The 15,456-nt window shown below is 63.7% G+C and carries 8 protein-coding genes and 1 pseudogene; 4 read left to right on the top strand and 5 right to left on the bottom strand.

Going from position 1 to position 15,456, the window contains the following annotated elements; all coding sequences use genetic code 11:
• Nucleotides 1-4: 4 nt before the first annotated feature.
• Nucleotides 5-2,032, bottom strand: a complete 2,028-nt coding sequence (locus MTR62_RS05595) for a tetratricopeptide repeat-containing sulfotransferase family protein (protein WP_244017827.1) — start codon at nucleotides 2,030-2,032, stop codon at nucleotides 5-7.
• Nucleotides 2,033-2,120: 88 nt separating this feature from the next.
• Nucleotides 2,121-4,790 (bottom strand): TonB-dependent receptor, encoded by a 2,670-nt coding sequence (locus tag MTR62_RS05590; protein WP_244017825.1) that lies wholly within the window; start codon nucleotides 4,788-4,790, stop codon nucleotides 2,121-2,123.
• Between the two features lie 382 nt (nucleotides 4,791-5,172).
• Between MTR62_RS05590 and MTR62_RS05585 the strand changes: the two genes are divergently transcribed.
• The 3 genes from MTR62_RS05585 to MTR62_RS05575 all read left to right on the top strand — a co-directional run bounded on the left by MTR62_RS05585 (nucleotide 5,173) and on the right by MTR62_RS05575 (nucleotide 8,991).
• Entirely contained in the window at nucleotides 5,173-6,735 is a 1,563-nt protein-coding gene (locus MTR62_RS05585; RefSeq protein WP_244017823.1) for a BCCT family transporter, read from the top strand.
• A 326-nt stretch (nucleotides 6,736-7,061) separates the two neighbouring features.
• Nucleotides 7,062-7,703, top strand: coding sequence for a helix-turn-helix domain-containing protein (locus tag MTR62_RS05580; protein WP_244017820.1), 642 nt, complete (start codon nucleotides 7,062-7,064; stop codon nucleotides 7,701-7,703).
• Nucleotides 7,704-7,788: 85 nt separating this feature from the next.
• Nucleotides 7,789-8,991 (top strand): serine hydrolase domain-containing protein, encoded by a 1,203-nt coding sequence (locus MTR62_RS05575; protein ID WP_244017818.1) that lies wholly within the window; start codon nucleotides 7,789-7,791, stop codon nucleotides 8,989-8,991.
• Between the two features lie 780 nt (nucleotides 8,992-9,771).
• Here the strand turns inward: MTR62_RS05575 and MTR62_RS05570 are convergent.
• From MTR62_RS05570 to MTR62_RS05560, 3 genes and pseudogenes are all read right to left on the bottom strand, one after another.
• Nucleotides 9,772-10,891: pseudogene (locus MTR62_RS05570) on the bottom strand (IS5 family transposase); the annotation flags it as partial.
• A 252-nt stretch (nucleotides 10,892-11,143) separates the two neighbouring features.
• Complete coding sequence (locus tag MTR62_RS05565) at nucleotides 11,144-11,302, bottom strand: hypothetical protein (protein WP_244017816.1); 159 nt, start codon at nucleotides 11,300-11,302, stop codon at nucleotides 11,144-11,146.
• A 162-nt stretch (nucleotides 11,303-11,464) separates the two neighbouring features.
• Nucleotides 11,465-13,669 carry a TonB-dependent receptor gene (locus MTR62_RS05560; protein ID WP_244017814.1) on the bottom strand — a complete coding sequence of 735 codons (2,205 nt, stop codon included), beginning with the start codon at nucleotides 13,667-13,669 and terminating at the stop codon, nucleotides 11,465-11,467.
• A 454-nt stretch (nucleotides 13,670-14,123) separates the two neighbouring features.
• On the opposite strand from MTR62_RS05560, the gene MTR62_RS05555 reads away from it, so the two are divergent.
• Nucleotides 14,124-15,413, top strand: coding sequence for an aspartate aminotransferase family protein (locus MTR62_RS05555; protein ID WP_244017812.1), 1,290 nt, complete (start codon nucleotides 14,124-14,126; stop codon nucleotides 15,411-15,413).
• The last annotated feature ends 43 nt before the right edge of the window (nucleotides 15,414-15,456 follow it).

Genomic DNA, 15,456 nt, shown 5'->3' with positions numbered 1-15,456 from the left:
TTTCTTATTGGCAGCAATGGATGGCTGCGCCTGCAAGTTGTACCCGAAGTGGTTCGAGCTGCTCAGCATAGGGTTTCCAGGCTGCGACACCGGCCGTGTTGATTGGACGGCGTACCTGTTCCGAGCTCGCCGTGCGCACAGCGCGATTTGTTTGGTGGAAGGCCAGGCAGGCTGGATCGAAGGGAAGGTCAAGGAAGTCGAGCATGCGACGAACTTGCCCCTCAAGATCGGCCAGCACGTCCTCGTGCTGCACGCGCAGGACCGTTCCGGGAAGGACGGTGTCCCAATGGTCCATGAGCTTCACATAGTCGGCATAGTACTGCCCGATTTCGGCGAGCCCATAAGTGAACTCCTGCCCTTCGGCAAAGAGCTGTTTGAAGCCCGACCAGCAGCAGTCGAGCGGCGCGCGGCGCGCATCGATGATCTTCGCGTTGGGCAGGATCAGGTGGATCAGGCCAATGTGCCGGAAGTTGTTGGGCATCTTGTCGATGAAGAAGGGCGCGCCCTGGCGGTGGATACGTGTGCTCTCGATGTAGCCCCGGCCCATCGCCTCGAGCTGCTCGGGGGTGAGGTCATGGAGCACCTCGGGATAGCGTGAGGCACTGGCGCTGCGCCCGCGCAGGCGATGGGCGAGCGCAAGGATGTCGGGCAGTTCCAGCGTACCGTCGATCATCGAGTGCGAGGCGAGGATCTGTTCGAGGAGCGTCGAGCCCGCGCGCGGCAGGCCGACTATGAAGATCGGGTCGGGCGCGGGGCAGCCGTGGCCTGCGTTGCGGGCAAAGAGGTCGGGCGTGGCGCAGGCGGCCTGCGCGGCAAGCTCGGCGCTCATGCGGTCGGCATCGTAGCGGGTCTGGCGGCGCTTGAGGTCGTTACCGCGTTCGTAGTGGGCGAACGCCTCGGCGTGTTCGCCCGCGTCCTCGCAGGCCTTGGCCAGCGCGAATTCGAGGTGGACACGGTCCATGAAGGCCAGGTCGCCGCGGGCAAGCTGCGCGCGCATGGCGTCGCGCTCCCCGGCCGCGAAACGCAGTGTCTTGAGATTGGCGAGCGCGTACCAGGCATCGCCGTGGTCGGGCTTTGCGGTGATCGCGGCGCGGTAGCTGGCGATGGCAGCCTCCTGCGCGCCGGTGGTCTTGAGCGCGTGGCCCTTGCTGGTGAGTGTGGCGGGATCGCCGGGCACGCGTTCGAGCACGGCGTCAAACAGTGCGAAGGCGCGCGCATAGTCGCCGGTCTGCATCGCTTCGATCGCAAGATGGGAGGCGAACAGCGGATTTGCGGGGGCGCGGGCATAGAGGTGTTCGGCCTGAGCGAGAGCCTGTGCGAACTTCTGCCGCTTGCGCAGGACCTGGATGTAATCGAGCCGTACCTGGACGTTGTCCGGCGCGAAGCCGACTGCGCTTTCGAGCAGGAACTCGGCATCATCGAGAATGCCCAAGCGCGCACCGATATCGGCAAGCAGGCGCATGCCTTCCACGTCGCGCGGACGGGCGCGCAGGTAGTGGCGGCAGAAATCCTCGGCGCGCAGCAGGCGGCCTTCGTGAAGGTGGTTCATCACCGCGACGAGTTCGCGCGGCAGGGCGGCGATGCGGCGGCCTTGCGCGTGGGCGGCTTCGGCTTCGGCGGGGCGGCCTTGTGCGAGGAGGAGATCGCCTTGCGCACGCCAGCTTGCCTCGAGCGCGGGATTGTAGCGCACGGCGCGGGCATAGGCGGCGATGGCGGCGTCAGGTGCACTTTGGGCGCGGGCCAGATGGCCACGCTCCTGCCAGGCGCGCCCGTATTCCGGGAGGACCGCCAGAAGCTCCTCGAGATAGCGCTGCGCCTCGGCAAAGCGTGCAAGATAGCGGCAGGCGACGGTGGCCAGATAGAGCGCATCGGCGTTGTCGGGCGCGCTTTCGAGCGCGGCGCGGGCTGCGGTGAGCCCGTCCTCGAAGTGACCGGCCTGGATCGCCTTTCGGCCTTGCGCGAGGTGGGCGGCGCGTTGCGCCGCAAGACGGGCGGCGGGGCCTTCGCCCGGCAAGGTGGGTGCATCGCTCATGACGGGAACTCCTTGCGCACGGCGAAGCGGTAGGCAAGGGCCCAGCCCCTGCCTGCCGCCATGACCTGTTGCGCTGGCGCGATGGGGCTCAGTAGTGCCAGCCCATCCGCACGCCCACGGTGAGCGGACGGTTGATGACCACGCGGGCGCGGTCGAAGTAGAAGTTGCCGGAAACCTGCGCGCGCTTGTCGGTCAGGTTCTCGCCGTAGATCTCGAGGTTCCAGTCGTCCTTCTCGATTCCCGCCGCGAGGCTGACGGTGGTGTAGCCTTCGAGGCGCAAGCGGTTGATCGTGACGATGTCGGTGTACTTGTGCGCCGAATGCGTCACCTGTGGCATCACGTGGGCGACGATGCCATCGGTAAGATCCCACTCGTAGCGCGCCCGAAGGTTGCCCTGGAAGGGCGGCGCATAGGCGAGCGAGGAGCCCTTCTCCACCGTGTCGGTGGGGGTGAGCACCTTGGTCACCTTTGAATTGAGGAACGAGAACGCGCCCGCCAGCGTCAGGCCCGGCACCGCGTAAGGCGCGAAAGCGAAATCACCCTCGATGCCGTAGCTGCGCGCATCGGCCGCGTTGTCCGAGAAGGTGAGGTTGGTGATGCTCGGATCGAAGATCGTGGTCTGCAGGTTCTGGATATCGAGGTAGAAGGCGCTCGCATTGAAGCGCAGCTGGCGCTCGAACAGCTCGGTCTTCCAGCCGATCTCGTAGTTCTTCACCGTGTCCGACTGGAGCGTGAAGGGCACCGTGTAGCCTGACGAACTGGTCGCGCCGCCCGGGCGGTTGAGCAGGCCCGGGCGGAAGCCCTCGGAGTAGGTCGCATAGAACATGACCCCGTCGGCCGGCGTCAGCGAGACCGTACCCTTGAAGATCACGCCCTTGTCGCGCGCCTTGTCGGGAGCGGACAGCGCGTTGAACACCTGCGTTGCCTGCGCCTGGGTCAGGCCAGCGGCCATGATGTCCTCGACCGACTGGCCCTTGGTGAAGGTCGTGCCCAGCGCATCGCCGCAGGTGCCCACGAACGTGTATTCGCCATCGCCGTCGTAGAGGTCGCTGAGGTTGGTGCCAAACGCGTTCACGTCGGTGCCGCCCGCGTTGCAGAACGAGCTGTTGGCGGTGCCGGTGAGGTCCACCGAAACGTCGTAATAGCGCATGCCGAAGCTGGCCGAGAGCAGGTCGGGGACGACATCGTAATCGACCTGGCCGTAAAGGCCGAACTGTTCGTCGGTGCGCTTCACGTCGTTGCGGAAGATGCCGCCTGCGGGCATGGCCTCGTCGGTGCTCGACCAGGCGTTCGGGAAGTTGCCGTTGGCCGGGAAGCCGGTCTGGCCCCACAGGTCGACGTACTGGCTGCCCGGATACATGAAGTCGTTGCGCTCCTTGAGCACCGTCTTGGACCAGAAGGCGCCGCCGGTGGCGCGCAGGCGGTTCTCGCTGGGCGTCGAGACACGTAGTTCCTGCGTGATTTCCTTCGTGCGGCTATGCGACTTCACGTAGAGGTTCGGCGCCTGGCAGGTGCCCGAGGGCGCCGCCGAACCGGGATAGGACACCGAACCGTCGCAGATGTAGTAGGGCAGGTACTGGCCGACGTAGAGATAGTCGGTGTAGTCCACCGTCTGGTCGGTCACGCGGTCGGTGTAGGCGCCGTTGTAGACCAGATCGAGCATACCCAGGCGCCCTTCGACCGTCCAGGCGGTGTTCGAGAAGTCATCCTCGAGACGGTCGGGCGAATAGCGCTGGATCGAGGGATCTTCGAGGCCCAGTTCCGGATCGGCATAGAACACGCCGTCGGAATCGACGTTCTGGCGCGTGTGCGAGAGGTTGATCGTCCAGTCCGGGGTCACTTCCCACAGCGCGCTTAGGCGAAAGCCCTTGTAGGTGGTGCCGTTGAAGTCGTCCTGCACGAGCGCCTGGTTATCGGCAGCCATGAAGTTGACGCCCGACAGGTCCTGCCCGGCCTGAAAGCCCGCGCGCTCGGTGCTGACCACGGTGCCGTTCTGGCGCACCGTGCCCGCGGAACGGAAGCGCGCGCTGTCCTGGGCGGTCACCGAGCCATGCACGTTGTCGATGTAGCCACCCTGGTCGTCGACGTAGACGACCGCGCGCAGGCCGAAGTTGGAGGTCACCGGCAAGTTGATCATGAACTCGCCGTTGTAGCTGGGATCACCCTTCCTGGTGAACGCCGCGCCAGCCTTGGCCGAGGCGTCGAAGCCCGCGAGGTCGGGCTTGTTGGTGATCATGCGCACCACGCCCGCCTGCGAACTGGCGCCAAACAGCGTGCCCTGCGGGCCCGAGAGGACCTCGATGCGCTGGAGGTCGGCGGCGTAGACGTCGAGGTTGCGCCCGGGCTGTGCCAGCGGCTGCTCGTCGAGGTACATCGAGACGTTGGGCGCCAGGCCCGAGACGCCCGCAACCGTCAGGTTGGGCGTCGTCGAGGCGAGGCCGCGGATATAGATCGTGTTCTGGCCCGGGCCGCCGCCGCCGGCGGTGACGTTGGGCAGCTGTTTCAAATAGTCGTCGAAGGTGTTGACGTTGAGCCGCTCGAGCTCGCGCGAGTCCAGCGCGTTGACCGATACCGGCACGTCCTGGAGGTTCTCGGTACGCCGGGTGGCGGTCACCACGATCTCGCTGACACCGCCCTGGCGCTGGGCCTGTGCTTGCGATTGTGGCTGGGTTTGGGCCGGACCCTGCTGGGCCATGGCCGGCGAGACAATAGCAATCGCCAGCGCGCCGATCGACGCGCCGCTGCAAGGCTTGAGCATGTGAAATCCCCTGTATCGTTCACAGTTCATGCGAAACGCGCGCGCCGCAGCATGGGGCACGCGCAAACGGCGCCTCGACGCCCGCCGAGACACCACAATATCGTGGGCGAAAATTGAATTGATGTAGCACCCTTGCGTCAGAGAATACCGATGAGAGGCGGCATGGCAACCGAGTATATGAGATTATTGCCACGGTATTTTGAAATGTTGCATAATCACAACACGCGCTATATGGGTCGGGATTCTCAAATCCGTATATATCAAATCTTATTTTTTAAGAGATCAATGCGATCTGTTACTTATTCTTTTCTTTATCATTGTATTTCGATGCTCAAAGAAAAGGCAAGTAAATTCATGATCGAAAACTTGGAGTTCTTCCCGGGTGGCAAGTCAACCTGACAACGCAGCAAGTCCCATCGCCGATTTCAAGCCAACCGTATTCTTCGGCGCCATTGCCGCGATTGGTGCGCTCATCGCCTTCGCCCTGTACGATACGACGGTCGCGGCCGCCCGTTTTCAGGCAATCCAGGACTGGGCCACGCATTCGTTCGGGTGGCTTCTGGTCGGGACGGTCAATGTGCTGCTGATTGCCTGCGCCTATTTTGCGTTCTCGCGCCTGGGCAACGTGCGCCTGGGCGGACGGGACGCGAAGCCAGCCTATGGCGCGCTCAGCTGGTTTGCCATGCTGTTCAGCGCCGGGATGGGCATCGGCTTGCTATTCTATGGCGTCGCCGAGCCGGTCATGCACTTCGCCAACCCGCCGATCTCGGCCTTTTCCAACCCGGGCGCGACGCTGCCGCAGGGGCTTGCGCGCAACGCGCAGCACGCGATGGGCCTGACGTTCCTGCACTGGGGGCTGCACGCCTGGGCGATCTATGCGATCATCGGGCTGGGGCTGGGCTACATTTCCTACAACAAGGGCCTGACGCTGAGCATCGGGGCGTTCCTGCGTGCCGCTTATCCGCGCATTCCGACCTTGCTGGTCGATGCGATCGACGTGCTGGCGATCACCGCGACTGTCTGCGGCGTGGCCGCCTCGCTGGGGTTCGGCGCCTCGCAGATCAACGCCGGGCTCACGCTGCTTGCGGGCGTGCCCGACAGCGGGATGGTCAAGGCGATCATCATCGTCGTCGTCACGGGGCTCGCCACGCTTTCGGTGGCGTTTGGCCTCGATGTCGGGATCAAGCGCCTGTCGGAGGGCAACATGGTGCTTGCCCTCGCGCTGGCGCTGTTCGTCTTCGTGACCGGCCCGACGGTCTACCTGCTCGACAGCTTCATCCAGAACATCGGCTACTACGTACAGCGCTTCGTCTACTTCTCGACCTGGACTGAAAGCTACACCAAGGAGGACTGGCAGAGCGCCTGGACGCTGTTCTACTATGCCTGGTGGATAAGCTGGTCGCCGTTCGTGGGCATCTTCATCGCGCGCATTTCCTATGGGCGCACGGTGCGCGAATTCATTGCGGGGACACTGCTGGTGCCCAGCCTTTTCACCTTTGCCTGGATGACGATTTTCGGGGACAGCGCCTTGCACATCGAGCTGTTCGGTGCGGGCGGACTGTCGCAGGCGGTCAACGCCTCGATGCCCGATGCGCTGTTCGCCTTCCTGCACCATTTCCCGTTCAGCACGATCGCTTCGGGCCTGGCCATCCTGATCGTGGCGACGTTCTTCGTGACCTCGGCCGATTCCGGGGCGCTGGTCACCGCGATGATCGCCTCGGGCGGCCAGCAGGAGGCGCGCTTTGTGCCGCGCGTGACCTGGGCCATCGCGATCGGCATCCTGGCGGGCGCGCTGCTCTATGCGGGCGGCCTTGGGGCCCTGCAGACGGCTGCGATCGTCACAGGCCTGCCGTTCGCGCTTGTCCTCCTGGCGATTTGCTTGGGGTTGACGCGGATGCTCAAGGCAGAGGCCGCAGAGGCCGAGCAGCATGGGGCTGCGTCATAATCCCGCCCCCCCTCGTCGTTGGGCGAAGCTGATCTTCGGCTGCCAATTCGCTCCGGGCCGGCGCAAGGTAGGAAAAGACGGACCCTCCTCTTTCGGGGTGTGCAAATCGGCGCCTGAGCGGCCGGCAGTGTCAAGGCGTGAAAGGTGCGTCGGTGAAGCTTTATTGACAGGACTTCGTGAAATAGCGCTCACACCCCCGGCTCGCTTGCCGTTTCGCATATGGCGCCTCGAAAATTCCCGATATTCTGCGATATTCTGCGATATTCCGCTTGAATTCACCTCGTTCCTACGTGTGCATAGAAAGCTTCACAGCGGGAAGATCGGCCATGAAGTTCGGCGACTATCTGAAGCAGAAACGCGCTGAACGCGGGTGGACCCAACCCGAAGCGGCGTCCCGCGTGAGGATCGAGCAGAGTTATCTCTCAAAACTGGAGAACGGTAAATCGATCCCCTCGGGCGACATTTATCAACGACTGGCCGAAGTTTATGGCATCAATCCGACCGACATGGCCGGGGTGCTATTTCCAGCTGAGCTCGACCGGCTGCGGGACATCGATACGCTGCGTGACTTGCTGCTCGAGCGCTCCCGCCGCGACGTCGAAACGCCGCGCCGCCTGTTGATTGCCGGGCTGGCTGCTCTCGTGCTGGGTGGAGGCTTTGTCGGCTTTGCCATGACTGAGCCCGCGCGCTCGATGCTCGAATACACCTATAGATCGCAGGGGGTGATCGCTGCCGACGCACCGGCAGATAGCGAAATCCCGCCCGGCACTGATGAACAGACCAGGTTTCTCACCCAGATGCGGGGGCCGATGTTCACCGAAAAAGCGCTCGATGGCAAACGCGTCTGGTTGCTGGTCGGCAGCAATGAAATTCACCAACCGCCACGCCATCGCTGGGCTCTGATTCCCGGCGTTGCACTGATTGTCGGCGGATTGGGCTGCTTCTTCGTGGCCTGGCGATGGCGCTGACCATCTGACTTTTCGCACCCTGACTATTCCACGCGACGCACCTGTCGCCACCCTTTGACGTGTCCTGAAAACAGGGAGACCTTCGATGAAGACCCTACTCCTCACGGCGGCGGCCCTGATCGCGCACAGCCTGAGCGGATCAGCCGCGATGCCCGCCACGCCCCCGCCGGTGGCAACCGCCGTTTCCAGCTATGATGCGCTCGATACGCGTATAGAGGAATTGATGGCGCGAAACGACGTCAAGGGGATGGCAATCGCGATCATCGAGGGCAATGCAATCCGCCACATCCGCGCTTTCGGCTATGCCAATGTCGAAGATCAGCGCCCGCTGAAGACCGACACGATCATGTACGCCGCATCGATCACCAAGGCGGCCTTTGCCTATATGGTTCTGCAGCTGGTGGATGAAGGCAAGATCGACCTGGATCGGCCGATCCGCGAATACCTCGCCAGACCGCTGCCCGAATACAGCGGTGGAGAGAGGGACTGGTCGTCCTTGGAAGGCGACGATGCCTGGCGGCTGCTCACGCCGCGCATGCTGCTGACCCACAGCTCAGGTCTTGCCAACCTGCGCTGGTTCGAGCCCGACAACGACATGTCGTTCCACTTCACGCCGGGCACCGCCTATGCCTATTCGGGCGAAGGCTTCTATCTGCTCCAGTTTGTGCTCGAGGAAGGACTGGGCCTCGATGTGAAGGAGGAGATGCAACGGCGCATCTATGATCGCTTCGGCATGCCCAACACCAGCATGCAGTGGCGCGATGATTTCGCCGACCACCTTGCCGACGGCTATGAGTTCGACGGAACCTTTGTGCCGCACGACCATCGTGACAATGTCAGCGCCTCGGGGTCGATGGATTCCACCATCGCAGATCAGGCGCGAATGTGGCGCGGCATGATGATGGGCGAAGGCCTCTCGACCGAAATGCGCGCCGAATGGACACGACCTGAAGTGCCGATCCACACAAAGTCCAAATTCCCCACCATCGAGGTGCTGGGCACCTACGATCCACGTGGACCACAGGTGCACCTTGCCGGCGCCCTTGGCGTCGACACCTGGAGGGGACCATCAGGCTGGTTCTTCGCCAAGGGTGGCCACAACGACTGGACCGGCAACATCGTCCAGTGCGACGAGTCCAACAAGCGTTGTCTTGCCCTGCTTGGCAATGATGTGCGCGCCGAACTCATCTATCCCGCGATCGTGACCATGGTGCTGGGCAACACTCGTTACCCTTGGTGGTGGACGTATCCGGAGCTGTTTGGCGGGGATGAACCGCCCAGGATGTAAACCCGTGAAGTTGCTGCAAAGGGGCATTGGATCACGGTTCACAAGAGCACGTTTGGCCTGCTTGCTGACCGTCCGCTCCTGAGAAGCTGACTTCGGCGTCTGAACGGCCACTACGGGGCGTGTATCGTTGGGCGGATTGCAGGCGATATCATTCACATGCCTCCTGGAAGCTGCGCCGCGTCTCAGGCGCAGCAAGCGGCGTTGTTCGTTTTCAGACCGAGGCTCGCTCCGCCAGCAATTTCGGGACCATCAAGCGACCGTAGTAAGAGCAAGCCATTCAGGCTGCTTTCATTTGTTCAATTTAGGAGACTGGGGCACTTCCGACCCTGAAAGCTGAAAATGCCCCAAGTTGCGCGAAACTACGTTCTTCCCTCGCTGATCTTTGCAGTCGCGGCGGGAGCTTTGCGGATGGTTGTCCAGAGAGGCATCGAGTCACGCTACCAGATCCTAGCCTTCACCGTTCTTGCGTTGGGTTTCGAGGCTTCAGCCATCCGGCTTGGATTTGTTAACGACTGGCGCAGAGGCGCAATTTGTGCAGCAGTCGCTACTGCGGCCATCATTGCGGTGAAATGGCACCTGGAAGGCCCACCGTTTCCTGTCCACCAGTTTATCCGACTGATTGGCTAGCTCTAACAGGTTGCGGAAAAAAGCGGCGCAGTGGCCGCCTCCGCGCCGATTTCCAAGGTGCGGGGCGAGGACCTCGCTCATTCGAGGCTGAAATTCGAAGTTGCCTGCCGTGTTGGCGCGGTCTTGGTGATGTGAACGGCACGGCTCGGCCACTGCCAGTAGTTTCGGCAGTCTGATGAGGTTGTAGGCGGCGGCGGTAAGCGTGAAGGACCATCCGATGCGATCCTGCCCGCGGTGACGGGTTTTTCGCATGGTGCCGCAGGTCTTGGCCCATCCGAACACTTCCTCGATCCGCTTGCGGATTTTCCGGGAGAGGCCGTAGCCGGGATGGGGTGTCGTGCGCCCGTCGATGGCAGAACGCCGGTTGGTGTTGTTCTGGGCCACGTGCGGGGTGACGCCCATCTCGCGCAGCGCCGCGACGAAGGCGGCGGTGTCATAGTTCTTGTCCGCGCCCAGGGTAATCTGATGGCGCCCGTCCATGCGCCCCAGCATGGTCAGCGCCGCCTCGCGTTCAGCGGTGCCGATAGCATGGGTCAGGATCGTATCGACAACGAGGCCGCCAACGGTTCTCCATGAGGACATGGGCCATGTGGCACAGCTTCGCAGACTGGCCACGCGCCTTCTTGAACAGCCGGGCATCGGGATCGGTGGTCGATGCATGGGTTGCATTGCTGCGCTTCTCGCCGCGAAAATCGCGTCCGGCATTACAGTCACTCGGCGTTGCTGCCTGCTCGCCCTGGCTGGCAACCGCCCCACCGTCATCATCATCCCCGGGGCCGCATTCATCCTTGGGCCTGAAGCTCTTCACGCTGGCCCAGGCTTCGATCAACGTGCCGTCCACCGAGAAATGATCGTCCGAGAGAAGAGCCTGTACGCGCGCCTGGCTGATGATGGCCGAAAGGAACTTGGCGGCAACGTCGCCTGCCAGAAGCCTCCCCCGGTTCTTGGTGAAGACCGTGACATCCCACATCGGCGCATCCATCGCCAGGCCGACAAACCAGCGAAAGAGCAGGTTGTCGTCCATCTGCTCCATCAACTGGCGCTCTGAGCGGATCGAATAGAACGCCTGCAGGAGCAAGGCCCGAAGGAGCTTCTCGGGCGGGATCGAGGGCCTCCCGATACGAGAATAGAGGCCGTCGAACTTCGCAGACAGCACTTCGAGCGCTTCATCGACAATTGCCCGGATCGCGCGAAAGGGATGGTTCGCCGGCACCCGAGCCTCGCAACTTACGTACCAGAACAGCCCTTCGCTCCGTTCATCACCGCCGCGCATCCCGCTCCCTTCAACATCGCTTCTCGCGATCCTGGAATCAGCAATGTTACCTCACGGCAAGCGCCTTTTCCCGCAGCCTGCCAGGACTGCATTTCGCACACTTGGCTCATTGATCCGTGATGCAGGAATCCGGGCTGCCCTGCGAGCTTGGTGGTCGTCAGGGGGCTTGCTACAGCGACTGGGGTATCGATCAGCGCTTGCCTTGATACCGTCGCCTTCAAACCAGTTTAGCTCGACAGCGCGAACGTCGGCCTACATCTGCTTGTTGAGGAACTCGACGATGCGGGCCAGCTCGTTTGGGATCGTGTCGGCCACGAAGACCAGCTTGATCCGACCAGCCGAGAAGCTGTCGTCCACGCGCTGCCAGAAGCCCTCAGGGTCGCGGTCGTCTTCGAGGAATTCGGATAACACCCCGTGAGGATCAGCGCCTGCCGCAAGCGATCGATCCTGTCCTCATTTCCGCCAAAAGCCTTGTGCAACGCAGACGGCAACACCGCAGGGGCTGATCCTGTGGCGATGGCGGCACGCAGCCGGCAAGGGCCTCCTGCGCGCCGCGCTGCAGCGAAATTGCGATCAGTAGCGAACGATGGCTTCGAGCCCGAAATAGCGCGGGCGCTGCACCGTCGAGAGAATTTCCGGGCTTGCCGAAAGGCTGATCGTCGAGCGGTACTGCTGTTCGTTGAAGGCGTTCTGGACGACCAGTGCGAGGTCCGCGATCCCCACCGAGGTGCCCAGGCGCACGTCGAACGAATTGTAGGCCTGATCGGGTGCGAAGTTCGCATCGTAGGTCGGCGAAGCCGCCATCTGCTGGCCGTAGAGTCCGTTGTTGCGGCTCTTGAAGCTGTCCTGAATGCGGATGTACGAAGGGTGGGTGAAGGCCTCGAAGCGGTAGTCGACCCACAGGTCCAGCGACCACGGGCTTTGCCCCAGCGTCTGGCCGTCGAGCGCGATCACACCCGCATCGTTGACCACGTCCTGGGTGTATTTCGCATCGGTGTAGCCCACCGAACCGCCCAGACTGAGCGCCTTGCTTGCACGCAGGCTCAGGTTGAGGTCGAAGCCCTTGCTGACCGCCTTGCCCGAATTGAGCACCAGTGAATAGTAGCAGCCCAGTCTGAGCGCCTGCTGGATATTGTTCCACTTCACGTAAAAGGCGCTGGCGTCGAGCGAAAGCGCGCCGCCCAGAAGGCGGCTCTTGTTGCCGACTTCGTAGCTCCAGGTGGTGTCCGAATCGTAGGTTCGCGGGGTGGAATCGTAACCGATGGCGGCAAGGTCCGCAGAGCATTCCTGGGGCAGCGTGGAGTTGACGCCACCAGCGCGAAAACCTTTGGAGGCCGAGGCGTAGACCAGCTGGTCGGGGGTTCGCTGCCAGGAAACGGCGAACTTGGGCGTGAAGGGCATCTCCTTCTTGGCGCCGTTGTTGTAGCTGGGGTCGGTCGTCCCGAAGGAGGGATCGCGCTCGGTGATCTGGTAGTCGATCTTGTCGACCCCATAGCGCCCCGCAGCGGTCAGGGTGAGCGTGGGGGTAACCTTCAAATCAAGGCTGGCGTATGCGGCGAGTTGGCGTTCGCGGGTATGTTCGTTCCCATCGTAGAGCTTGGTGCCGTCGATCAGCTCGGCGCCGTAGAACAGCTCCGAGCTGACCCCGTAAGTCTCGATCAGCGCTGCGTCGAAATAGGGGGAATTGAGCGTGCCGGTCGAGGTCTGGCGGACGTTCGAATAATAGAGGCCGACCTGCCAGTGCAGGGCGGCGTCGTTATCGGCGCTGGCCAGGCGCAATTCCTGCGCGAAGTTGTTCTGGACCGAGTGGCTGTGGAACACGGTGGAGACGACCGTGCCGTCGGCCAGCTCGGGATAGGGCGCGCCGAGATAGGTCCCGCCCATGATGTTGGTCTGGTCGCGATCCTGGGTGACGCTGCGGTGCAGGAACGAGGTGATCGCGGTGAATTCGACCTGTCCGGTGCGCACCACCGTTCGCAACGAGGGCAGGACGTAGGCGTCCCTGGCGGGCTGCTTTTCCGCGAAGCCGTTCACATAGGAGCCCTCATGGCGGTCCGACAGGCTCTGCCAGATCTGGCCGGTGTCGTTGATCGCGTAGCGCTGGTAGTAAACCGAGGGGACCAGCGACACCCCGTCGACAGGTTTGTACTGCAAGGCCGCGCGCAGGATGTCGACCTGTGCGGAATTGGCGTTCGTGTCGTTCGTCGCGCCGTCCCAGCCGAGGCGATCGACGTAGCCGGCATCCCAGCGGTGGCTGTAGCTCAGCCGCAAGCCCAGCGTGTCGGTGATGATCGGGGTGCCGATGGCGCCGCCGATTTCGCCACCCACGCCGCCGCCCTCGACCACGCCGATTGCGCCTTTTGCGTAAATCGAAGTCTGCGTGAGGCTGGGCGTGGGGGTGATGAAGCGCACCGCGCCGCCTTCGGCGCCGGCGCCGAACAGCGTGCCCTGGGGGCCGCGCAGCACTTCGACACGTTCGAGGTCGAAGATCTGCGGCACCGTGCTGCCCGCGTAGTTGAGGCCGCCCACCGGCGCCTGGATCGCGGCATCGTCGATGTAGATGGCGGTCGTTGGCGCCCCGGCGCTGGAATCGATGCCGCGGATCGAGATGCGCTGGAGCAGCGGGCTGGCGTAGCCGGCCGCGACGTCGATGCCGGGGGTCTGGCGCACGAGATCGGTCACCGTGCGGATCGACCGCGTATCCAGCGCCTTGGCGTCGTAGGCCGCAATGCTGACCGGAACCTTGTTGAGCGTGACGGCTTGATGCGTGGCGGTCACGACGATCTCGTTGCTATCGCCCGGTTCCGAGCTCTGGGCCTGCGCGGGAGCTGCCAGGCACAGCGCCCAGACACTGCAACTGGCTGTCCATGCGAAAAGGCGGCGGGTCCTGTTCAATCTGTGCATTGTCGCTGTGGTAACCCCTCATGTTGGCGCGGCGCGCTTGTTTTTGCCTGTTTTGCGACACGATAGAGAGGAAGCGAGGGAGACAAAGTTGCCTATCGCCGCGCCCGCGTTGACCGGGCGGCACCAGCTTGGCCCTATCGGCACCCGCCATCGCTCGGGCGCGGCGGTCTGTCCGCCGTTTGGCCTTTGCGCCGTGCGTGCGGGCGGGGCGCGCCAGCGCCGGACGTTGATCATCAGTCACCGGACCGGTCGAGATAGGCACCTTCATTCCACCGTGATCCGAGGCGATGGATGATCTGGTTCGAACGCGGGGGGAACGGTTCACGTCATGGTAAAGAGCCTGTTGGAGCGCAGGACGCTGGCTTTGCCGCGAGGCCTTTCCTCAGCCCTGCCGGTGTTCGCCGTGCGGGGGGACGACGCGCAGATCTGGGACGAGACGGGCAAGCGCTACATCGACTTTGCAGGAGGAATCGCCGTCCCCAATTCCGGCCATCGCCATGCCCGCATCGTCGCGGCGGTGGAGCGGCAATTGGGAGCCCTCATGCATATGGGGGGGCACGTCGCCGGGCATCCCGGCTACGTCGAGCTTGCCGAACGTCTCAATGCCCTGGCGCCCCTTGGCGTGCCGACCAAGTCGATGCTCTGCACGACCGGCGCGCAAGCCGTCGAGAACGCGATCCGAATCGCGCAGGCGGCGACGGGGCGCCAGGGCATCATCACCTTTACCGCTCCCGCTCCGGCGGGGAGCGGGCCTGTTTCACCTGCTTCGGTGCTTATGGAGGCGCCCTATGCCGCGCCGTCGCTCGGCGTGGGGCGGGCGCAAAGCCTGGCCGCGCTCGGCCGGATGCTGCGCAGCGCGATCGCCCCGCGCGAGGTGGCCGCGCTCGTCGTCGAACCCGTGCTGAGCGCGGGCGGACCGCACGTCGCTCCTGCCTCCTGGCTGCGCGAGTTGCGCCGGACCTGCAACGAGTTCGGCATTGTCATGATTGCCGACGAGACATCCTGCGCGCTCGGCTCGACCGGCTGCCTGTTTGCGATCGAACACGCCGGGCTGGCTCCGGACCTGTTGACGCTCGATAGCGGATTGGGCGGGGGAGTGCCTGTCGCGGCCCTTGTCGGGCGTGCGGATCTGATGGACATCGCGGTGGCCGATGGCGTGGGAGGAGCCTTCGCCGCTTCGCCGCTGTCGTGCGCTGCCGCGTTGGAAACACTCGATCTTCTGGCCTCGCAGCACCTCCTGGCACGAGCCCGGCCGATCGGTGCGCAGGTCGTGGCGCGGCTGTCCGAATTTGCAGGGGACGAGACGCTCGCCCCAATTGGCAACGTGCGGCACATCGGGGCTATGATTGCCTTCGATATGCCGTCTGCGGCGATGGCCCGACAGGGGGCCCGACAGGGAACCGGATATCGGGCCGGGCAGGGGGCCGGGCAGGGGCGCGCGCGCGATGGCGCCACCCGCATGCGCGCCATGCACCGGCACGCGCTGGAGGCTGGCTTGATTGTGCGGGTGGATGGTGCGCACAAGGAAACCTGCCGCATTCTGGTGCCGCTCACGGCATCGGACGCGGTGATTGCAGAGGGAATGGAATGCCTTCGTTCAGCATTGGCTCTGGCGTGACCGGTGGTGGGTCACGATGGGGCATACCTTCGGGGCGAACCCG

This window comes from Novosphingobium organovorum (genome assembly GCF_022832435.1).
Classification (GTDB): domain Bacteria; phylum Pseudomonadota; class Alphaproteobacteria; order Sphingomonadales; family Sphingomonadaceae; genus Novosphingobium; species Novosphingobium organovorum.
Note: the sequence above shows the minus strand (reverse complement) of the source record. Positions and strands in the feature narration are given on the sequence as shown.